Origin of the sequence: Streptomyces malaysiensis subsp. malaysiensis (assembly GCF_040653035.1) — a bacterium.
GTDB lineage: Bacteria > Actinomycetota > Actinomycetes > Streptomycetales > Streptomycetaceae > Streptomyces > Streptomyces malaysiensis.
The window spans coordinates 194,484-212,877 of sequence record NZ_JBEZNG010000004.1 but is presented as its reverse complement, the minus strand read 5'-3'; the positions used below and the strand labels follow the sequence as shown (position 1 = coordinate 212,877).

The 18,394-nt window shown below is 71.9% G+C and carries 16 protein-coding genes; 2 read left to right on the top strand and 14 right to left on the bottom strand.

The features are described from left to right. Nucleotides 1-118 precede the first annotated feature (118 nt). The 5 genes from AB0E24_RS10480 to AB0E24_RS10460 form a co-directional block, all read right to left on the bottom strand. The gene (locus AB0E24_RS10480; protein WP_313905929.1) at nt 119-949 is read right to left on the bottom strand and encodes an aldo/keto reductase; all 831 of its coding nucleotides are present in this window, start codon (nt 947-949) and stop codon (nt 119-121) included. Between the two features lie 87 nt (nt 950-1,036). Further along, the gene (locus AB0E24_RS10475) at nt 1,037-1,852 is read right to left on the bottom strand and encodes an effector-associated domain EAD1-containing protein (RefSeq protein WP_359376021.1); all 816 of its coding nucleotides are present in this window, start codon (nt 1,850-1,852) and stop codon (nt 1,037-1,039) included. Between the two features lie 99 nt (nt 1,853-1,951). Further along, nucleotides 1,952-2,632 (bottom strand): hypothetical protein, encoded by a 681-nt coding sequence (locus AB0E24_RS10470; protein WP_069866976.1) that lies wholly within the window; start codon nt 2,630-2,632, stop codon nt 1,952-1,954. Between the two features lie 19 nt (nt 2,633-2,651). After that, complete coding sequence (locus tag AB0E24_RS10465; RefSeq protein ID WP_079153161.1) at nt 2,652-4,478, bottom strand: AMP-dependent synthetase/ligase; 1,827 nt, start codon at nt 4,476-4,478, stop codon at nt 2,652-2,654. Nucleotides 4,479-4,664: 186 nt separating this feature from the next. Beyond that, the gene (locus tag AB0E24_RS10460) at nt 4,665-5,558 is read right to left on the bottom strand and encodes a LysR substrate-binding domain-containing protein (protein WP_069867197.1); all 894 of its coding nucleotides are present in this window, start codon (nt 5,556-5,558) and stop codon (nt 4,665-4,667) included. A 147-nt stretch (nt 5,559-5,705) separates the two neighbouring features. On the opposite strand from AB0E24_RS10460, the gene AB0E24_RS10455 reads away from it, so the two are divergent. Then, complete coding sequence (locus AB0E24_RS10455; RefSeq protein WP_359376016.1) at nt 5,706-6,827, top strand: bile acid:sodium symporter family protein; 1,122 nt, start codon at nt 5,706-5,708, stop codon at nt 6,825-6,827. Nucleotides 6,828-6,954: 127 nt separating this feature from the next. Next, nucleotides 6,955-7,413 (top strand): VOC family protein, encoded by a 459-nt coding sequence (locus AB0E24_RS10450; RefSeq protein ID WP_079259445.1) that lies wholly within the window; start codon nt 6,955-6,957, stop codon nt 7,411-7,413. 42 nt (nt 7,414-7,455) lie between these two features. On the opposite strand, the gene AB0E24_RS10445 is transcribed toward AB0E24_RS10450, so the two are convergent. The 9 genes from AB0E24_RS10445 to AB0E24_RS10405 all read right to left on the bottom strand — a co-directional run bounded on the left by AB0E24_RS10445 (nt 7,456) and on the right by AB0E24_RS10405 (nt 18,393). Then, nucleotides 7,456-9,429: a sialidase family protein gene (locus AB0E24_RS10445; protein WP_283883348.1), complete on the bottom strand. Its 1,974-nt coding sequence runs from the start codon at nt 9,427-9,429 to the stop codon at nt 7,456-7,458. Between the two features lie 374 nt (nt 9,430-9,803). Further along, nucleotides 9,804-10,166, bottom strand: a complete 363-nt coding sequence (locus AB0E24_RS10440; RefSeq protein WP_069866973.1) for a MerR family transcriptional regulator — start codon at nt 10,164-10,166, stop codon at nt 9,804-9,806. A 38-nt stretch (nt 10,167-10,204) separates the two neighbouring features. Next, nucleotides 10,205-11,530, bottom strand: coding sequence for a serine hydrolase domain-containing protein (locus tag AB0E24_RS10435; protein WP_359376013.1), 1,326 nt, complete (start codon nt 11,528-11,530; stop codon nt 10,205-10,207). A 200-nt stretch (nt 11,531-11,730) separates the two neighbouring features. Continuing rightward, nucleotides 11,731-12,489 (bottom strand): SDR family NAD(P)-dependent oxidoreductase, encoded by a 759-nt coding sequence (locus AB0E24_RS10430; RefSeq protein WP_079259448.1) that lies wholly within the window; start codon nt 12,487-12,489, stop codon nt 11,731-11,733. Further along, nucleotides 12,486-13,922: an MFS transporter gene (locus tag AB0E24_RS10425; protein WP_283883343.1), complete on the bottom strand. Its 1,437-nt coding sequence runs from the start codon at nt 13,920-13,922 to the stop codon at nt 12,486-12,488. The genes AB0E24_RS10430 and AB0E24_RS10425 overlap by 4 nt, the downstream gene beginning before the upstream one ends. A 141-nt stretch (nt 13,923-14,063) precedes the next feature. Continuing rightward, a complete protein-coding gene (locus AB0E24_RS10420; RefSeq protein WP_079259450.1) occupies nt 14,064-14,648 on the bottom strand; it encodes a TetR/AcrR family transcriptional regulator in 585 nt (194 codons plus the stop codon). Nucleotides 14,649-14,804: 156 nt separating this feature from the next. After that, complete coding sequence (gene fdhD, locus AB0E24_RS10415; protein WP_174885269.1) at nt 14,805-15,680, bottom strand: formate dehydrogenase accessory sulfurtransferase FdhD; 876 nt, start codon at nt 15,678-15,680, stop codon at nt 14,805-14,807. A gap of 5 nt (nt 15,681-15,685) precedes the next feature. After that, entirely contained in the window at nt 15,686-16,558 is an 873-nt protein-coding gene (locus tag AB0E24_RS10410; protein ID WP_069866967.1) for a 2Fe-2S iron-sulfur cluster-binding protein, read from the bottom strand. Beyond that, nucleotides 16,555-18,393, bottom strand: a complete 1,839-nt coding sequence (locus AB0E24_RS10405; RefSeq protein WP_283883340.1) for an NAD(P)H-dependent oxidoreductase subunit E — start codon at nt 18,391-18,393, stop codon at nt 16,555-16,557. Before AB0E24_RS10405 ends, AB0E24_RS10410 begins: the two co-directional genes overlap by 4 nt. Nucleotide 18,394 lies beyond the last annotated feature (1 nt).

Here is an 18,394-nt window from a genome sequence, read left to right as displayed (position 1 = left end):
CCGACGTGACCACGGGTCCATCACCGCGACGCGGATACGGGTCCGCCCCGCCGCGGGGCACGCGACGGGGCGGACGGCGGAGCCGGTGGAGCGCTCGGGCGCACCCGGGCGCTCGGGCTCACCCGTTGAAGGTCTCGGGGTCGAAGCCCAGACGGACGCCGGTCCCGAGGGAGTCGATCGCCGCGAGGTCCTCGGAGTCCAGCTGGAAGTCGAAGACGTCGATGTTCTCCTTGATCCGCGACGGGGTCACGGACTTGGGGATCACCACGTTGCCGAGGTCCAGATGCCAGCGCAGCACCACCTGGGCCGGGGACTTCCCGTGCTTCTCGGCGATCGCCGCCAGCTTCGGGTCCTCCAGCAGGCCCTTGCCCTGGCCGAGCGGGGACCACGCCTCGGTGGCGATCTCATGGCGGGCGTTGAAGGCGCGCAGCTCCGCCTGCGGCAGCTGCGGGTGCAGCTCGATCTGGTCGATCACCGGGACGATCGAGGTCTCGGAGAGCAGCCGCTGGATGTGGGCGGGGTGGAAGTTGGACAGGCCGATGGCCTTGGCGCGGCCCTCGGCGTAGATCTTCTCGAACGCCTTCCACGAGTCCACGTACTTGTCGACCGCGGGCAACGGCCAGTGGATCAGATAGAGGTCCACATACTCCAGACCCAGCTTGGTCAGCGAGGTGTCGAAGGCGCGCAGGGCCGAGTCGTACCCCTGGTCGCCGTTCTGGAGCTTGGTGGTGATGAACAGCTCGTCGCGTGCGATGCCCGACGCGGCGAGCCCCTTCCCCGTGCCCTCCTCGTTGCCGTATATGGCGGCGGTGTCGATGCTGCGGTACCCGGCGTCCAGCGCGTTGCGCACCGCGACCTGTGCCTCGTCGTCCGGGATCTGCCAGACACCGAAGCCGAGCTGCGGCATCCGTACGCCGTTGTTGAGCGTGATGAAGGGGACGTTGCTCACGAGCAGTCGATCCTTACGTCGGATGTGGATTACATGCTTCCAACATTCACAACGATCAACGGTCGGCCCTCATTCCCACGGGCCCGCCTACCAGGCCCGCCCGCGCAGGACCACCACCCCGTTCCCGTCCGCCCCGATGCGCTCCGCCGCCCGCCGCGCCGCCTGTGCCAGCGTGGGCACCTCGCCCAGCAGGGCGTAGAGCCCGTCCGCGAAGGCCGCCGAGGCCGCGCCGTCCAGCGGGCCGCGATGGGCGACGACCACCTCGGCCGCACGGGCGAAGAGCGCCGCCAGGGGCGCGCCGTCGGGGCAGCCGAGCACCACACCGAGCAGCGGGGCGCCGGTCAGCCGGCGGTACGCGGTCAGCAGCTCGGCCAGGCGGGCGGCGGGTGTGCGATACGCCTGCCCGTCGCCGTCCTCGAAGACCAGTGTGTGCCCCTCGCGGCGGCAGACCAGATGCAGCACATCCGGGCGTACGGTGAGGATCCGCCGCAGATCGGCGGCGGCCGCGGCGGGGCACCGGTCCACCGTGAGGACGCCCCGCGCGGCCCGCCGGACCGCGGCTAACTCCTGGGCGCCCGGGGCGGCGCCGGTCACCAGCACCCGCCGGACACCGCCTCCGCCCGGCTCCCGTACCGCGGCGCGGAACACCTCGTTGTGCGGATAGGTGGCACAGGCGGCGGCCAGGACGCGCAGTCTGCCGTCCGCGACCCGGTCCGCGGCCACCGCGTCGGCCACCGCGGACCAGAACTCGGCGGCGGTGGTGGCCGCCGGGATGTGCTCGGTGGGGAAGCCCGCCCTGCGCAGCAGTGCCACGGCGGACGAGCCGGGCGGGAAGACCCGCGTCAACTCCCCGATCTCCTCGGTCGTCAGCGCCGGATGCCCGTCCCCGTCCTGGCCGTCCACCGTTCCCTGTCGCTCCTTGCCTGTGCTCGTACCGCTTGTGCCCCCCGTTCCGTCTCCCCGTCTCCCCGTTCCCCCGTTCCGCCTCCGCGTGTGGCGCCTCTACTGAAGCGCGGCCAGCCGCAGGGGTTCGTCGAGCTCCTCCCGGAAGCGGTGCAGGGTGTGCCCCTCGCGCACCGTCGCGCCCACCGCGACCGCCGCCCGGCTCACCGCCCCGCGTGGTGCCCGTACCACCATGGCCAGCCGGTACGTACCACCGATGCGCACCGCCGAGGTGTGCCGGATCTCCCAGCCCGGGTCGGAGCGCAGCTCGCGCCGCGCCTCCAGGCAGATCCGCTCACCGTACGCGGTGCGGGCACCGTCGTGGAATCCGAGCCGGGGGCCGAGGTGGGCCGCGTGGGCCGGTGCGGTGGCCTTCGCATCCGCGGTGAGCTGGCGCGGGGTCATGGACCAGGCCACCGGCTGGAAGACCGCGGTGCCCCGCCGCACCGGTTCGGCCGTGAGGGTGACATCGAGATTGACCGAGTGCAGTGCGGGGTCCGGCGCGTCCCGGGCGCAGGTCACCGACAGGTGCACCAGGTGGTAGACGGCGTTGTCCGCCTCGGTTCGGAGGAAGTCCAGGAGTTCCGGATCCGGTCCGACGAGCTCCGTGGTCACCGGTAAGGCCACCGGCCCGCCCAGGATCACCCGTCCGGCCAGCCTCGGGCCGCTGGGCTGGGGTTTTTCCTCGGACATCAGTGCCAGTTCGCGTTCGGGAAGTTCGGGGAGAATGACGTCGATCATTTCGTGCCCCCTTCGCGGCTCAGGTTTGGTACAGCGCCTCGACCTCGACGGCGTACGCCTGTTCGATGGCCTTTCGCTTCAGTTTCAGCGAAGGCGTCAGCAGACCATGCTCCTCGGAGAACTGCGCGGCAAGTATCCGGAAGGTACGAATCGACTCCGCCTGGGAGACGGTGGTGTTCGCCGCGACCACCGCACGCCGGATCTCGGTCTCCAGATCGGGGTCCCGGACCAGGTCGCCCGGTGGCATCTCCGGTTTGCCGCGCATCGTCAGCCAGTGTGCGACCGCCTCCGGGTCCAGCGTGACCAGCGCCGCGATATACGGACGGTCGTTGCCGACCACCAGGCACTGGGCGACCAGCGGATGCGCCCGCACCCGCTCCTCCAGGCCCACCGGGGAGACGGTCTTGCCGCTCGAGGTCACCAGGATCTCCTTCTTCCGCCCGGTGATCGTGAGGTAGCCGTCCTCGTCCAGCGTGCCCAGATCGCCGGTGGCGAGCCAGCCGTCGCGCAGCACCGCGTCGGTGGCCTTGGGATCGCCGAGGTAGCCCTCGAAGACCTGGCCGCCGCGCACCCACACCTCGCCGTCGTCGGCCAGATGCACCGTGGTGCCGGGTATCGGCACCCCGACCGTGCCGAAGCGGGTCTGCTCGGGCGGGTTGGCGGTGGCGGCGGCGGTGGACTCGGTGAGGCCGTAGCCCTCGTAGATGGTCACGCCCGCGCCCGCGAAGAACAGCCCGAGCCGCCGCTCCATCCCCGAACCGCCCGACATGGCGTGCCGGACCCGGCCGCCCATCGCGGCGCGCACCTTGCCGTACACGGTCTTCTCGAAGAACTGGTGCTGCATGCGCAGGGCGGCGCTCGGCCCCGGCCCGGTGCCGAACGCCTTGGCCTCCTGCGCCTCCGCGTACCGCACCGCCACGTCCACGGCCCTCTCGAAGATCCCGGACTTGCCCTCCGTCTCGGCCTTGCGGCGGGCCGCCGCGAACACCTTCTCGAAGATGTACGGCACCGCGAGGATGAAGGTCGGCCGGAAGGTCTTCAGATCGGGCAGCAGCGCGGCGGCCGAGAGCTTGGGCTGGTGCCCGAGCTTGACCTTGCCGCGGATGGAGGCGACTTCGACCATCCGGCCGAAGACATGGGCGAGCGGGAGGAAGAGCAGGGTGGCGGCCTCGTCGTTCCGCTTGGAGTGGAAGGCCACCTCGTAGCGCTCGACGATGTTGTCGCACTCGGCCATCAGATTGGAGTGGGTGATCACACAGCCCTTGGGCCGGCCGGTGGTGCCCGAGGTGTAGATGATGGTCGCGGGATGCTCGGGGGTCACGGCCAGCCGGTGCCGTTCGACCGTGTCGTCCTCGATCGACTCCCCGTCGGCCAGCAGCTCCTCCAGCGCCCCCGCGTCCAGCTGCCACAGGCGCCTGAGATGCGGCAGCCGGCCGACCACCGAGCCGACCGTCATCGCGTGGTCCTCATGCTCCACCACACAGGCGGAGACCCCCGCGTCATGCAGCATCCAGCAGACCTGCTCGGCGGAGGAGGTGGGGTACAGCGGGACGCTCGTGGCGCCCACGGTCCACAGCGCGAAGTCGAAGAGCGTCCATTCGTAGCGGGTGCGGGACATGATGGCGACCCGGTCGCCGAAGCGGACCCCGTGGGCCAGCAGCCCCTTGGCGAGCGCCGTCACCTCGTCCCGGAACCGGCCCGCGGACACGTCCTCCCAGCGTTCGTCCGCGGTCTTGCGCGCCAGCGCCACCCGGAGGGGGTCGGAGTCCGCATGGTCGAAGACGGCATCCGCCAGTCCTCCGGCCTGAGGCGGCGTCGCCAACGGGGGGACGGTGAACTCGCGCAATACCTTGCTCCTTGAAGCCGCTGGGCACAGCGCCGCGACCGTACCCGATCCGGCCCCGATACGGGAGAGGTGTTTTGTGCCCGGAACGCACGGAATGCCGGGCGGGCGGGGAGGTGAAAGGTGGTCAATCAGGCGCCGACGAGGGCGGATTGCGTGGAGTCTGCTCCTATGCGCCGCGTGTGTGGCTTATATGTAACGGTCTTCTGCACGAAATCTCTCCGATCGCGGCACCGGCCCCGCCAGGATCGCGGCGGCGAGTCGCTCCGCGGCGGCGTGCGAGGCACCGTCCCGCTGCCGCTTTCCGTACAGCAGTACGAAATCCACCGGGCCGAGGTCGGGCAGCCCGGCCCGTTCGGGGACCGGCGCCAGGCCGGGCGGAATCAGGCCATGGGTGTGTGCCATCACCCCGAGCCCGGCGCGTGCCGCCGCGACCAGCCCGTTGAGACTGCCGCTGGTGCACACGATCCGCCATGACCTGCCGTGCCGCTCCAGCACATCCAGCGCGCGGGCCCGGGTCAGCCCGGGTGGCGGGAAGACGATCAGGGGGAGCGGACGGTCCGGATCCAGCCGCAGCCGTTCGGCGCCGATCCACACCAGCCGGTCCCGCCACACCAGCTGCCCGCCCGGCCGCTCATCCGACCGCTTGGCCAGCACCAGATCCAGCTTGCCCGCCTCCAGCCGCTCATGCAGGGTGCCGGACAGCTCGACGGTGAGCTCCAGGTCCACCTCGGGGTGGTCGCGCCGGAACCCCTCCAGGATCTCCGGCAGCCGCGTCACCACGAAGTCCTCCGAGGCGCCGAAGCGCAGCCGGCCGCGCAGCCGGGTGCCCCGGAACCAGCTCGCCGCCCGCTCGTTCGCCTCCAGGATGGAGCGGGCGAACCCCAGCATCGCCTCGCCGTCCTCGGTCAGCTCCACCCCATGGGTGTCACGCGCGAACAGCTGCCGCCCCACGGCCGCCTCCAGCTTGCGCACCTGCTGGCTCACGGTGGACTGGCGCACTCCGAGCCGGTCGGCGGCCTGGGTGAAGCTGAGGGTCTGGGACACCGCGAGAAACGTCCGGAGCTGGGCGGGGTCGTACATGCGGCCACTGTACGCCGGGGCCATCACGGAACGCGATGGCAGTCAGAGCGGTGTACAGGATTCCCGATGGCTCTGATCGGGAGCATGATGAACGGGGCCCCGTCCGTGTCCGAAACGCCAGCCGAGAAAGAGCGAGAAAGAGAACGAATGCCCAGCCCGCACCGCCCGCACCGCCCGCACCGCCCGCGTCTGCGCAAGATCGCCCTTCCCTCCTGGCTCCCGCTGGACGGTTTCATCCTCGGACTCGTCGGCACCGTGGCGCTCGCCGCGCTGCTCCCGGTCAGCGGCCGGGCCGCCACCGTCACCGACGGGGCCACCACGGTCGCGGTCGCCTTCCTCTTCTTCCTCTACGGCGCCCGGCTCTCCACCCGCGAGGCGCTGGACGGAGTGCGCCACTGGCGGCTCCATCTGACCGTGCTGGTGTGCACCTTCGTCATCTTCCCGGCCCTCGGCCTGGCCGCGCGCGGGCTGGTGCCGTACGTACTGACCCATCCCCTCTACACCGGGCTGCTCTTCCTGTGCCTGGTGCCCTCCACGGTTCAGTCCTCCATCGCCTTCACCTCGATCGCCCGGGGCAATGTCGCCGCCGCGATCTGCGCGGGCTCCTTCTCCAGTCTGCTCGGCGTGGTCGTCACCCCGGTGCTGGTCGCGCTGTTGCTGGGCGGCAGCGGGGGCGGTTTCTCGGCCGACTCGATGGTCAAGATCGGGCTTCAGCTGCTGGCCCCCTTCCTCGCCGGTCAGCTGCTGCGCCGCTGGATCGGCGGCTTCATCTCCCGCCATCGGTCGGTGCTGCGGCTCGTCGACCGCGGCTCGGTGCTGCTCGTGGTCTACGCGGCGTTCAGCGAGGGCATGACCCGGGGCATCTGGCACCAGGTCACCCCGGCCCGGCTGGCGATCCTCCTCGGCGTCGAGGCGGTCCTGCTCACGGTGATGCTCACGCTCACCTCGTACGGCTCGCGGAAGCTGGGCTTCGTCCGGGAGGACCGGATCACCATCGTCTTCGCGGGGTCGAAGAAGAGCCTGGCCGCCGGGCTGCCGATGGCGAGTGTGCTCTTCGGCGCCCAGGCGAGCCTGGCGGTGCTGCCGCTGATGCTCTTCCACCAGATGCAGCTGATGGTCTGCGCGGTGCTGGCCCGCCGCTACGCGGCGCGGGCGCCGGAGGCGGTGGAGACGGGGGCGGGCACGGGCACGGGAGCCGAAGGGCGGCCGGGGACTCGGGCTCGTACGGACGGCGCGGAGAGCGCGGACACCGCGCTGACCCGCGTCTGACGTCGGCTTTCGCCGGGCGGGCTTTCGGAGGTCGGGCCCTCCGGTGGTCGGGCCTCCTGCGGCTGGGCTTTCGGCGGGCGGCGGCTTGTGGGCGGGCGTTGTCAGACCCCTCTGGGAGCATCCGGGCATGACGACGCCGACGCTTCAGCTGACCATCGACTGTGCCGAGCCACGCCGGATGGTGGCCTTCTGGTCCGAGGCCCTGGGCTATGTGCCCGAGCCCCCGCCGGGCGGCCATGCCACCTGGCGGGAGTACTGGGCGGATATGGGGGTGCCCGCGGCGGAGCTGCCCCCCGGGGCCGGGGAGACCCCGGAGTCCATCGTGGATCCGGAGGGGCAGGGTCCGCGGGTGTGGTTCCAGCAGGTTCCGGAGTCCAAGGTCACCAAGAACCGGCTTCATCTCGATCTGAAGGTGGGCGGTGGGCGTGATGTGCCCCTCGCGGTCCGCACCGAGCGCGTCACCGCGACCGTGGACCGGCTGAAGGGGGCCGGGGCCACGATCCTGCGGATCATGGACGAGCCGGAGATGGAGTATTACGGGGTGGTGCTCCAGGACCCGGAGGGCAATGAGTTCTGTGTGGTGTGACGGTGTGACGGTGTTGTCCGGTATGCGGCTCCGCCGGAGCGCTTAGGGGTGGGATGACCGCACGCGGTCCAGGGGGAGGCGGACGAGGGGGCCGGAGTGGGAGCCGTCGAGCGGGGCGTTGAACTCGCGGACGCGCCGCAGCTCGGTGTCGGTCAGGGCACGGGCGTACAGACGGAACTCATCGAGATCGCCCGTCATATGGGAGCGGCTGTCCACGGCCTGGCCGAGGTGGAGGCCGAAGGGCGCGGTGCGGCTCACGGTGCCCGGGGCGTCGGGGGCGGTGACGGCGGTGCCGCCGTCCACGGTGAGGGAGAGCCGGCCGCCGCCGCGGACCAGGGCGAGGTGGTGCCACTGCCCGTCGTTGTACGCGGCGTCGGTGGACACCGAGGCGTTGGTGAAGGTGGCGAAGCCGTTGACCGTGGTCATCAGCGCCCGGATCCGGTTGCTACTGGGCTCACCGCGCAGCCAGACCTGCGGCTGTTTGTTGCCGATGCCGCCCATCCAGAGGAATGGATGCTGCCCGGAGGCGGCCGAGTAGCGGAACCACAGGCTCACGGTGAAGTCGCGGGTGCCCAGCGGCAGCGCGTTCCGGTATGGGACGCGTACCGCGTCGTCCGTGCCGTCGAAGGACAGCGCCCCGTCGAAGCGGCCGTCGGCGCGTGTCGCCGCGCCGCCGAGCACGGTCGCGGACCGGGCGCCGGACGCGCGGTCGTCGGTGGTGGGGGCGGGCGGCCGGCGGGAGCCCAGCCAATCCTCGGTGAAGCGGGCGAAGCGGATCTCGTCACGGGCGTCCACCGCACCGCCCTCGTACAGCAGCCCCACCGTGTCGGGTGAGATCGCCACCATGTCGGAGTAGCCGGACCAGTCGGTGGTGACGACCTTGCCGCGCTCGACACCGTCCCAGGTGCGGGCCTCGTCCCAGGAGGAGCGGACCATCATGGTGCGGCGGCGGTCGGGGTCGGCGGGGGCGGAGAAGAGCAGCCGGCTGTGGCCGTCGCGGGCCGGGTCGCGCAGCCGCAGGATCGACCCCTGCACCTGGGGGGTGGGCAGATCGGGGATGGTGCGGAACGGCCCGGTGAAGCTCTGGCCGCCGTCCCGGCTGATGGCGTAGTCGCGGTGGCCCAGATCGGTGCCGTCCTGCTCCCGTCCGCTGACGTAGATCGATCCGTCGGCGCGCTCCACCAGCGTCATCTCGGACGGCTTCTGGCGGAAGGTGCCGTCCTCGGCGAGCGGATAGGTGTCCACCGCGCCGATGCGCCAGCGGTTGCCGCCGTCGTCGCTGTAGGCGAGCGCGGCGTGGTTGTGGGTGATGCGGCCGCCGCTGAAGCTCTCGGTGTTGAGGGTGAAGACCAGCCGGCCCTTGTGCCGGCCGCGCTGGAGCTGGATGCCGTGGACGGGGCCGGTGGCGTACCAGGAGTTCCACTCCGGCGGCATCAGCGAGGAGCTCATATCGCGCGGGGCCGACCAGGTGGCGCCGTTGTCGTCGCTGTACTGGAGGTGCGGGCTGCGGTCACAGGGGACGTCACAGCTCTGGGAGTCGTCGCGGCCGGTGTTGTACGTGCTGGCGAGCACGATGCGGCCGGTGCGCATGTCCACGACGGGCGCGGGGTTGCCGTGGGTGTCCCCCTCGCCCTCGTTGATCACCTGGAGCGGGCCCCAGGTGCGGCCGCCGTCGGTGGAGCGCTTGAGCACCAGATCGATGTCCCCGGCGTCGCCGCAGTTGTCGACCCGGCCCTCGGCGAAGGCGAGCAGGGTGCCGTCCTTGGCCTTGACGACCGCCGGAATCCGGAAGCAGGAGTAGCCGTGTTCCTGGGCGGACTTGAAGAGGACCTGTTGTTCGAAGCCGGAGTCGGCACGGGCCGCGGACGCGGTGGAATCCGTGTCCGCGGCCCGTACCGGAAGCGGGATCAGGGCCAGCGCCGCGGCGGTGAGGAGCACGACGGCGCGGCGCCGCCAAGGTCTGGTGCCGGAGCGCGGTGGTCTGCTGCGGGGACGTGTGCGGAGAACTGACGCCATGGTCACGGCCTGCCCTTCAGACTGCCTCGTTGAGGCATCGGCATCTGGACGTCGAGACCGTCGGGCATCACGCCATGAGGCATGACGCCATCAGGACATCAAGACATCCCATGTCTCACACATGACTGCGGCTGAAAGTGTCTCGTCCTGTGGTCGCCCGGACAAGGACCGTGCGTCATATCCTCGTGACACTGGGCCAGTTGGGGTGCGGGCGGGGCGCGAGAGGGCGGCTGCCCGCCCCCCGGGGTCCTGCCCCTGAGCCCATCTCCGGGCCCGCCCCTGGGCCCCGGCGTTCAGCCCGCCTCCGGGCCCGGCCCGGGACGCGTACCTGAGCCCGCTTCCGGATCCGCCCCTGGGCCGCGCCCCCGCTTCGGTCAGCTCATGGCCGACTGACCGGCCGTGATGACACTGTCCAGCAGCGAGCGGGACAGCTCGAGCTCCTCGATGGCCGAGGTCATCCGGTCCCGCTCCACCCGCAGTTCGTCCAGCAGATTCGGGCAGGTGGGCACGAGGTGCTCGGCGTCGGTGCGGAAACAGGGCAGGATCTGGGCGATGGTCGCCGTCGACAGCCCGGCGGCCAGCAGCGCGCGGATGCGCCGCACCGCCGCCACATCGGACGCGTGGTACTCCCGATAGCCGCTGGGCAGCCGCTCGGGACGGAGGAGGCCCTGCTTTTCGTAGTAGCGCAGCAGCCGTTCGCTCACCCCGGTGCGGCGGGACAGCTCGCCGATCCGCATGGGCCCTCCTCCTCGCGCCCGGAACTCTCCAACGGATGTCAGAGTTTACGGCTTCGGACACCGTCGCACAGAACGCGGTCGGTGAGGCCCTGAAGGGCCGCCTCGGCCCGGAGCACCTGCGCGTCGTCGGCGGTCTTGCCGGTGGAGCTGATGGTCACCGAGCGCCGCCCGCCCTCGGTGAAGCCGGTGCGCACCGTGGCCCCTTCGAGGTCGCCGCCGTGGCCCCAGCGGTAGCCCCCGCAGCTGAGCGGCTGCCGCATCAGCCCGAGCCCGTACTGGGCGTGGGGGAACGCCACCTCGAAGTCCTCCGCGACGGGGACGGTCCGGCGCATCTCGGCCAGCTGCGCCGGGGGCAGCAGACGGCCGCTCAGCAGTGCGCTGAAGAACCGGTCCAGATCGCGGTCGGTGCTGATGAGCGAACCGGCCGCACCGCCCCAGGAGACGTTCCGGAGCGTGGTGTCCAACCAGGTGCTGGAGCCGGGGAAGCGCTGATACGTATGTGCGTACGGGGCCTTCAGCCGTGGATCGTCCCCGGGCTCCGAGGTGCCGGTCAGGCCCAGCGGGCGGATGATCCGGTCGCGGATCTCCTCCGGCCACGGGTTTCCGGTGACCTTCTGGATGATCATTCCGGCGAGGACAAAGCCGGGGTTGGAGTAGTTCCAGTCGGGCTTCGGGTCATCGGCCGGGGCGGGCGGGAAGTCGGGCCGGTGCTTCATCGCCCCGGCGACCACCTGCTCGGGGGAGACATGGTCGAACCGGGTCCGGTCGAAGTCCGCCGCCGACTCGCCGGTGTCGTCGCTGTAGGCGTAGTTGTAGATGCCGCTGGTGTGCTGGAGCAGATTCCTGACGGTGATCCGGCGGCCGTCGTTGCCGTTGCCACTCACCACACCCGGCAGCCACTTGTCCACCGGGTCGCTCAGCGAGAGCCGCCCCTCGGCCACCAGTTGGAGGGCGACCGTGGCCACGAAGGACTTGGTGACGCTCGCGGCCCGGTAGTGCGCCCCGTACGGCATGGGACGGCCGGTGTACAGCTCCGCCTCGCCCGCGCGGGCCTGGATCCGGCGGTCCCCGTCACGCACCTCCACCGTGACGCCGATGAAACCGGCGTCCTCCAGGGTCCGGGCCACCGCGCGGCGCAGCTCGTCCTCGCTGAGCCCGCGGTCGGTGGAACTGGCCGAGTCGGCGGAGCCGTAGGAGTCGGTGGACGGCGAGGTGGCGGACGAGGCGGCGTCGGCTTGCGGTGTCGTGGAGGCGGTGGCGGAGGTGGCGGCGGCCGGGACCGCGGCCGCACCGCCGACGAGTGCGGCGGTGACGGCGGCGGCCATGACGAGGCATAAACGACGGCGTTTCATGGGTGCGTTCATGTCTCATCAGCTTCCGGGTGCGGCGGTACCCCGGCCATGCGGCAGGCCCCCGTGTTCAGGTGGGGGCAGCCCCATGGCCGGGCTCGAGTTGAGCGGTCCGCGGTCCGCGGCCCGCGGCCCATGGCCGGGGCCCGGCCGGGTGCTGGCCATGGGGCCGCCCCGGGCGCCCGGGGCGGCGGTCAGGCCGGGGAGCCGGGCGGTCAGGCCGAAGAGCCGCTGTCCACCACGAGATCCGTGCCGACCACGGCGCCCGCCTCCGGTGAGGAGAGATAGAGCACGGCCGCCGCGATCTCGTCCGCCTCCGCGACCCGGCCCAGGGGAGTCTCGGTCTTCGCCCGCTCGGCGCGGTCGGTCTCGGTCTCACCGGGCCGCAGCGACATGGGGCCGTCTGAGGCGCCGGGGCTGACCGCGTTGATCCGGATGCCCTGGTGGATATGGTCGAGCGCGGCGATCCGGGTCAGTGTGGCGACCGCCGCCTTGGAGGTGCTGTAGGCACCGAGGCCCGAAACCCGGACGTGGGCGCCGAGGTTGGAGGAGACATTGACGATGGCCCCGCCGCCATTGTCCTTCATATGCGCGATCTGGTGCTTCATGGCCAGCCAGACACCGGTGACATTGGTGCGCAGCACCGCGTCCCAGTCCTCCTCGCTGACCTCCCCGACCGGCCCGTTGCCACGCAGTATCCCGGCGTTGTTGACGGCGATGTCCAGCCCGCCGAAGCGGGTGACGGCCGCTTCCACCAGCTTCCGCAGCTGCCCGGAGTCGGTCACATCGGCGGTCACCGCGACGGCCCGGCCATCGGCGGCCTCGATGAGGCGGACCGTCTCGGCCAGAGTGGATTCGGTGCGCCCCGCGGCCACCACGGAGGCGCCTTCGGCGGCGAAGGCGAGCGCGATGGCACGGCCGAGGCCGGTGCCCGCTCCGGTGACGAGGGCGGTCTTTCCGGTGAAGCGGTTCACAGCATGGCTCCTTGAGGACGAGAGGAGGGACGGGGCGGACGGCTCCGCCGGACGCGGAGGTTCAGGGTGGCGACGAGGGCGAGCGCGGCTCCCGTCGCGGCGAAGGAGACGGCATCGCCGCCGAAGGTGAGCACGATGGCGAAGAACACGGTCGGGCCCAGCTCCATCGCGGTGTTCAGCACCCCGCCCGCGAGCCCGGTCCGCTCATGCGGCACCCCGTGGGTGGTGAGCACGGCGGCCCCGGCGAAGGAGGCGGCGGCGCCGGCGGGGAGCAGCACCAGCCCCGGCAGCAGCGCGGAGGCGTACGGGGTGTGCGGGTCCAGCCCGGTGAGGGCGAGCAGGACCAGTCCCCCCGCGGCCGTGGCCAGCCCGGCGGCGGTGACCACCCGCGGGCCGAAGCGGGCTATCAGCGGCCCGGCCGCCCGCCCGGAGGCGAGCAGGGCGATGGCGAATGGCACAAAGGCGGCCGAGGTACGCAGCGGTGACCAGTCACGGTCCTGCTGGAGGTGGAGCGAGAGAGTCACAAAGGTCATCGCGGTGCCGCAGGCGCTGAGCGCGATGGCCGCGAGGGCGAGGGCCCGCCGCCGGTCCAGCAGGAAGCGGGGCGGCAGCAGCGGATCGCCCGCCCGGCCCTCGGCGTACCAGAACGCGATGAGCAGTGCGGCCCCGATCAGCAGGGGCACCAGCACCCCGGCCGACGACCATGGCAGCGCGTCGGTGACCACGAGCCCGTAACTCGCCAGCGTGATCCCGGCGGTGGCCAGCAGCGCGCCCGGCAGATCGAGCGTCCGGCCCCGGCTCGGTGCGCTGTCCGGCAGCAGCCTGGGCGCGAGGATGAGCGCGGCCACGGCCACCGCCAGCGGTACGGCGAAGCTCCAGCGCCAGGACAGCAGGGCGGCTATCACACCGGAGAGCAGATTGCCCGCGGTCGCGCCGAGCACCGAGAGCCCGCCCCAGGTGGCCATCGCCCTGCCGTAGGCCCCGGGGGCGGGGAAGACGGCGCGCAGCACGGCCATGGCGGCGGGCGCGACCAGGGCCGCCCCCGCGCCCTGGGCGAACCGGGCCATGAGCAGTGTCCCGATGCCGGGGGCGAACGGGGCGGCGGCCGAGGCGGCGGCGAAGAGGATGAGCCCGGCGGTGAGGGCGCGCCGCCCGCCGTAGCGGTCGGAGAGGCGTCCGCCGAAGAGCAGCAGCCCGGCGAAGGCCAGCCCATAGGCGGCGCTGAGGAGGATCAGATCGGCCCGCTCCAGACCGAAGGCACGGCCGATCTCGGGCAGCGGTACGGCGATGGCCGCGAGCGTGAAGATCAGGGTGATCTGGACGGCGCCGAGCAGGGCGAAGGCGCGGCGAGGGTGCGGCGTGGCGATGGCGGTTGCGATGGCGGTTGTGGTGGTGCCGGTGTCGCACGGTGCCGGGGTGTCGGCGACGGTCATCTCTCCCCCAATATTTGACCGATCGTTTTAATATGCGGGCATAAGAAAGGGCTCTGTCTGGGAAAACGTCAGGCCGGAAACGTCAAGCCGGAGAAGCCGACTCGGAAAGGCCGGTCGGAGGCGTCAGCCGGCCCGTAAAGATCAATCCAGCAGTGCCAGCGCCTGCTCCGCCGCGTCCCGCACCCGGGCCGGGTCGTCCGACGCCTTGCCGACCACCCGCAGCCCTTGCAGCAGCACGAACAACATCCGCGCCAGCGCCCGCGGATCGCGGTCCTCGGGGAGCTCTCCCTGCGCCTGGGCCCGTATCAGCGCCGAGTGCAGCGGGGTCTCCACGCGGTCCCAGCTCAGCTCCACCCGGCGGGCCGCCGCCGGGTCGTGCGGGGCCAGCTCGGCCGCCGTGTTGGTCACCAGACAGCCGGCCAGCCGCTTCTCCGGGGAGGCGGCCTCCGCGGCGAAACGGCGCACCACGGCCCGCACCGCGGGCAGCGCCGGGCCCGGCTGGGACAGCTCGGCCAGCAGATAGGGGTCGTGTGTCTCCGCATAGCGGTCCATGGCCTTCAGATACAGCTCGTGCTTGCTGCCGAAGGTCGCGTAGATACTGGCGCGGCCGATGCCGAGGTGGTCGACGAGGTGTGCCATCGAGGTCGCTTCATAGCCGCGCTGCCAGAACAGCTCGAGAGCCGACTGGAGGGCGGCCTCTGGATCGAATTCCTTCGTTCTGGCCATGGCCCGACCCTAGCACCTAACCAGAACGAGCGGTCAAGAACACTTTCGAGTGAAGGCCCGGATCTTGAACATGTGTTCGAGGGTCGGTAGGGTCCGGCCGACGCAGGGGGCGCTCCCCGTCGGCCGGACCGCCGACCCGTGCAGCGGGCGGGCCGCTCAGGCCCCGCCGACCGCTGTCCGCAGGGCGAGCCGCTGCTCGCCCGCGTACACGTTCATCGAGGTGCCGCGGAGAAAGCCGACCAGGGTGAGCCCCGTCTCCGCCGCCAGATCCACCGCCAGCGAGGAGGGCGCCGACACCGCGGCCAGCACCGGGATCCCCGCCATCACCGCCTTCTGCGCCAGCTCGAAGGAGGCGCGTCCGGAAACCATCAGCACCGACCCCGAAAGCGGCAGCAGACCCTGCTGGAGCGCCCGCCCCACCAGCTTGTCCACCGCGTTGTGCCGGCCCACGTCCTCCCGCAGGTCCAGCAGCTCACCGTCCGGGGTGAACAGCGCCGCCGCGTGCAGACCGCCGGTCCGGTCGAAGACGCGCTGCGCCGCCCGGAGCCGGTCCGGGAGCGCCGAGAGCGTCTCCGGCTCGATCCGGACCGGAGAGCCCGCGCCGTCCCGCCCGTCGCCGAACCCGTCCTCGAGCGGCCAGCGCGCGGTCGTCCGCACCGCGTCCAGGCTGGCCTTGCCGCACAGACCGCAGGACGACGTCGTATAGACATTGCGCTCGAGGGTGATGTCCGGGACCGGCACGCCAGGGGCCAGCGTCACATCCACCACGTTGTAGGTGTTGGAGCCGTCCTGGGTCGCGCCCGCGCAGTAGACGATGTTCGCCAGCTCGTCCGCGCGCCCGAGGACGCCCTCGCTCACCAGGAACCCGGCGGCGAGGGCGAAGTCGTCGCCCGGAGTGCGCATGGTGATCGCCAGTGGTTTGCCGTTCAGCCGGATCTCGAGCGGCTCCTCCGCCACGAGAGTGTCCGGCCGGGTGCTGACCGCCCCGTCCCGGATGCGGATGACGCGGCGTCGCTCGGTGACCCGTCCCATGTCGATCAGTCCCGGTTCTGTGCGTGGTTCTGTACGTGCTGGTACCCGAAACGGCCCTTGATGCACAGGTTCCCATGCGTGACGGGATTGTCGTGCGGCGAGGTGACCTTCACGATCTCGTTCTCCTGCACATGGAGGGTGAGGTTGCAGCCCACACCACAATAGGCGCACACCGTCGTGGTCTCCGTCTGCGCCGACTCGTCCCACGTCCCGGCCGCCCGCATGTCGAACTCGCTCTTGAAGCTCAGCGCGCCGGTCGGGCACACCTCGATGCAGTTGCCGCAGTAGACACACGCGGAGTCGGTGAGGGGCGCCTCGTGCTCGGTGGAGATACGGGCGTCGAAGCCGCGGCCCGCGACCGCGATCGCGAAGGTGTTCTGCCACTGCTCGCCGCACGCGTCCACGCACTTGTAGCAGAGAATGCATTTGTCGTAATCCCGGACGTACAGGTCGTTGTCGACCTTCGGCTCCTCGTCCATCCGGGCGGCATCCGCGCCGAAGCGGTCCGGCTCGGCCCCGTACTCCTCGATCCACTCCGCGGCGCGCGGCGTGGTCGACAGATCGGTCGAGGAGGCCAGCAGCTCCAGGACGACCTTACGGCTGTGCCGGGCCCGCTCGGTGTCCGTGCGCACCTCCATGCCCTGCTCCACCCGGCGGGAGCAGGCCGGGGCGAGGGTGCGGGAGCCCTCCACCTCCACCACGCACACCCGGCAGGCGTTCTTCGGGGTGAGCGTGTCGCCCTGACACAGGGTCGGGATGTCCTTGCCCTCGGCGCGGCACGCGTCCAGCAGGGTGCTGCCCTCCGGGGCGCGGACCGGCTCGCCGTCCAGGGTGAGGTCGACCAGCCGGCGCGGGGGTCGCAGTGGTATCGCGGTCACTTGAAGGCTCCCAGGCGGTCGATGGCGGACTCCACGGCGTTCCAGGCGGTCTGGCCCAGACCGCAGATCGAGGCGTCCCGCATGGCCTGGCCGACCTCGCGCAGCAGCGCGATGTCCCCGGCCGCGGCGGCGCCCGTGCGGTCCTTGAGCCGGTGCAGCGCCTCCTCCTGCCTTACGGTGCCCACCCGGCAGGGGACGCACTGGCCGCAGGACTCGTCGCGGAAGAACTCCGCGATGCGCAGCAGGACGCGGGGCAGCTCGACCCCGTCGTCCAGCACCAGCACCACCCCCGAGCCGAGCGTGGTGCCCGCGGCGCGCGTGCCCTCGAAGGTCAGCGGGACGTCCAGTTCGTCGGGGCGTACGAAACCGCCCGCCGCGCCGCCGAGCAGCACCGCGCGCAGGGTCTCGGGCGGCCCCGCGAGCTCCAGCAGCTCCCGCAGCGTCGCCCCGAACGGCAGCTCGTAGACGCCGGGGCGGGCGACCGTGCCGGAGACGCAGAACAGCTTGGTGCCGGTGGAGGTGCCGGTGCCGGTGCGCGCATATGCCTGCGCGCCCTCGATCAGGATCGGCAACACATTGACCAGCGTCTCCACGTTGTTGACCGCGGTCGGCTTGCCGAACAGCCCCTTCTCGACCGGGAAGGGCGGTTTGCTGCGCGGTTCGCCGCGCCGCCCCTCGATCGAGTTGAAGATCGCGGTCTCCTCGCCGCAGATGTACGCGCCCGCGCCGCGCCGGATCTCGATGTCGAACGCGAACCCCTGGCCCATGACGTCCTCACCGAGGAAGCCGCGGGCCCGCGCCTGGTCGATGGCGGTGCGCAGCCGGTGCAGCGCCCGGGGGTACTCACCGCGCAGATACAGATAGCCGCGGTGCGCCCCGGTCGCGTAGCCCGCAATGGTCATGGCCTCGATCAGGGCGTAGGGGTCGCCCTCCAGCAGGACCCGGTCCTTGAAGGTGCCCGGTTCGCTCTCGTCGGCGTTGCAGACCAGATAGTGCGGATGGTCGGGCTGCTGGGCGGTGGCCGACCACTTCCGCCCGGTCGGGAACGCGGCTCCGCCCCGCCCGACCAGCCCCGCCTCGGTGACCTCCCGGATCACCCCGGCGGGCCCCAGCGCGAACGCGCGCCGCAGGGCGGCGTATCCGCCGTGGGCGCGGTAGTCGTCGAGCGACCCCGGATCCACCACCCCGACCCGGCGCAGCAGCACCAGGCCGTCGGCGCCGGACTGGGGGACCGCGGCCACCGCGGGCGGCTCGGCGGCCGCGTCGTGCGGCGCCGACGCCGCGTCGGCGATCGCCCCGGCGGTGGCGGGGGCCACGACCGCGGTCCGAGGTGTCTCGCCCGCGCGGAGCGCCAGGGCCGCCGGGGCGCGTTCGCACAGGCCCAGGCACGGGCTGGGCTGCCAGACGGCCCCGGAGCCCGCGGAGCCCGCCGGGCCCAGCTCCCGTTCGAGCTCCGCGCACACCTGAGCCGAGCCCCGGGTCGCGCACGCCAGATCCGTACAGACGTGGACGACGGTCGCCGGACGGGGTTTCACCGCGAACATCGCGTAGAAGGTCGCGACCCCGTAGCCCTCCGCCGGGGGGACCGTCAGCCGGCGGCACAGATAGTCCAGGCCGCCCTCGCTGATCCAGCCCACCCGGTCGTTGAGCGCGTGCAGCCCCGGCAACAGCAGATCGCGCCGCTCGCGTGCCTCGCGGCCGCCGCGTGCCCAGCGCAGATCGGTGTCCGTTCGGTCGTCCGCGCCCTCCCAGGCGGACCCGGGCGGGCCGAGCAGCGCGTCGATCGCCGCCCGCTCCTCGTCGGTGGGCTTGCTGTCACCGAACCGCAGATCCACG

Excerpts from the sequence above, each read along its gene's own strand:
- AB0E24_RS10455 (WP_359376016.1), top strand. The coding sequence starts at position 5,706 with ATGCCCAGCCCGCACCGCCCGCACCGCCCGCACCGCCCGCGTCTGCGC.
- fdhD (WP_174885269.1), bottom strand. The coding sequence starts at position 15,680 with ATGGGACGGGTCACCGAGCGACGCCGCGTCATCCGCATCCGGGACGGG.
- AB0E24_RS10445 (WP_283883348.1), bottom strand. The coding sequence starts at position 9,429 with ATGGCGTCAGTTCTCCGCACACGTCCCCGCAGCAGACCACCGCGCTCC.
- AB0E24_RS10470 (WP_069866976.1), bottom strand. The coding sequence starts at position 2,632 with ATGATCGACGTCATTCTCCCCGAACTTCCCGAACGCGAACTGGCACTG.
- AB0E24_RS10425 (WP_283883343.1), bottom strand. The coding sequence starts at position 13,922 with ATGACCGTCGCCGACACCCCGGCACCGTGCGACACCGGCACCACCACA.
- AB0E24_RS10435 (WP_359376013.1), bottom strand. The coding sequence starts at position 11,530 with ATGAACGCACCCATGAAACGCCGTCGTTTATGCCTCGTCATGGCCGCC.
- AB0E24_RS10440 (WP_069866973.1), bottom strand. The coding sequence starts at position 10,166 with ATGCGGATCGGCGAGCTGTCCCGCCGCACCGGGGTGAGCGAACGGCTG.
- AB0E24_RS10450 (WP_079259445.1), top strand. The coding sequence starts at position 6,955 with ATGACGACGCCGACGCTTCAGCTGACCATCGACTGTGCCGAGCCACGC.
- AB0E24_RS10460 (WP_069867197.1), bottom strand. The coding sequence starts at position 5,558 with ATGTACGACCCCGCCCAGCTCCGGACGTTTCTCGCGGTGTCCCAGACC.
- AB0E24_RS10420 (WP_079259450.1), bottom strand. The coding sequence starts at position 14,648 with ATGGCCAGAACGAAGGAATTCGATCCAGAGGCCGCCCTCCAGTCGGCT.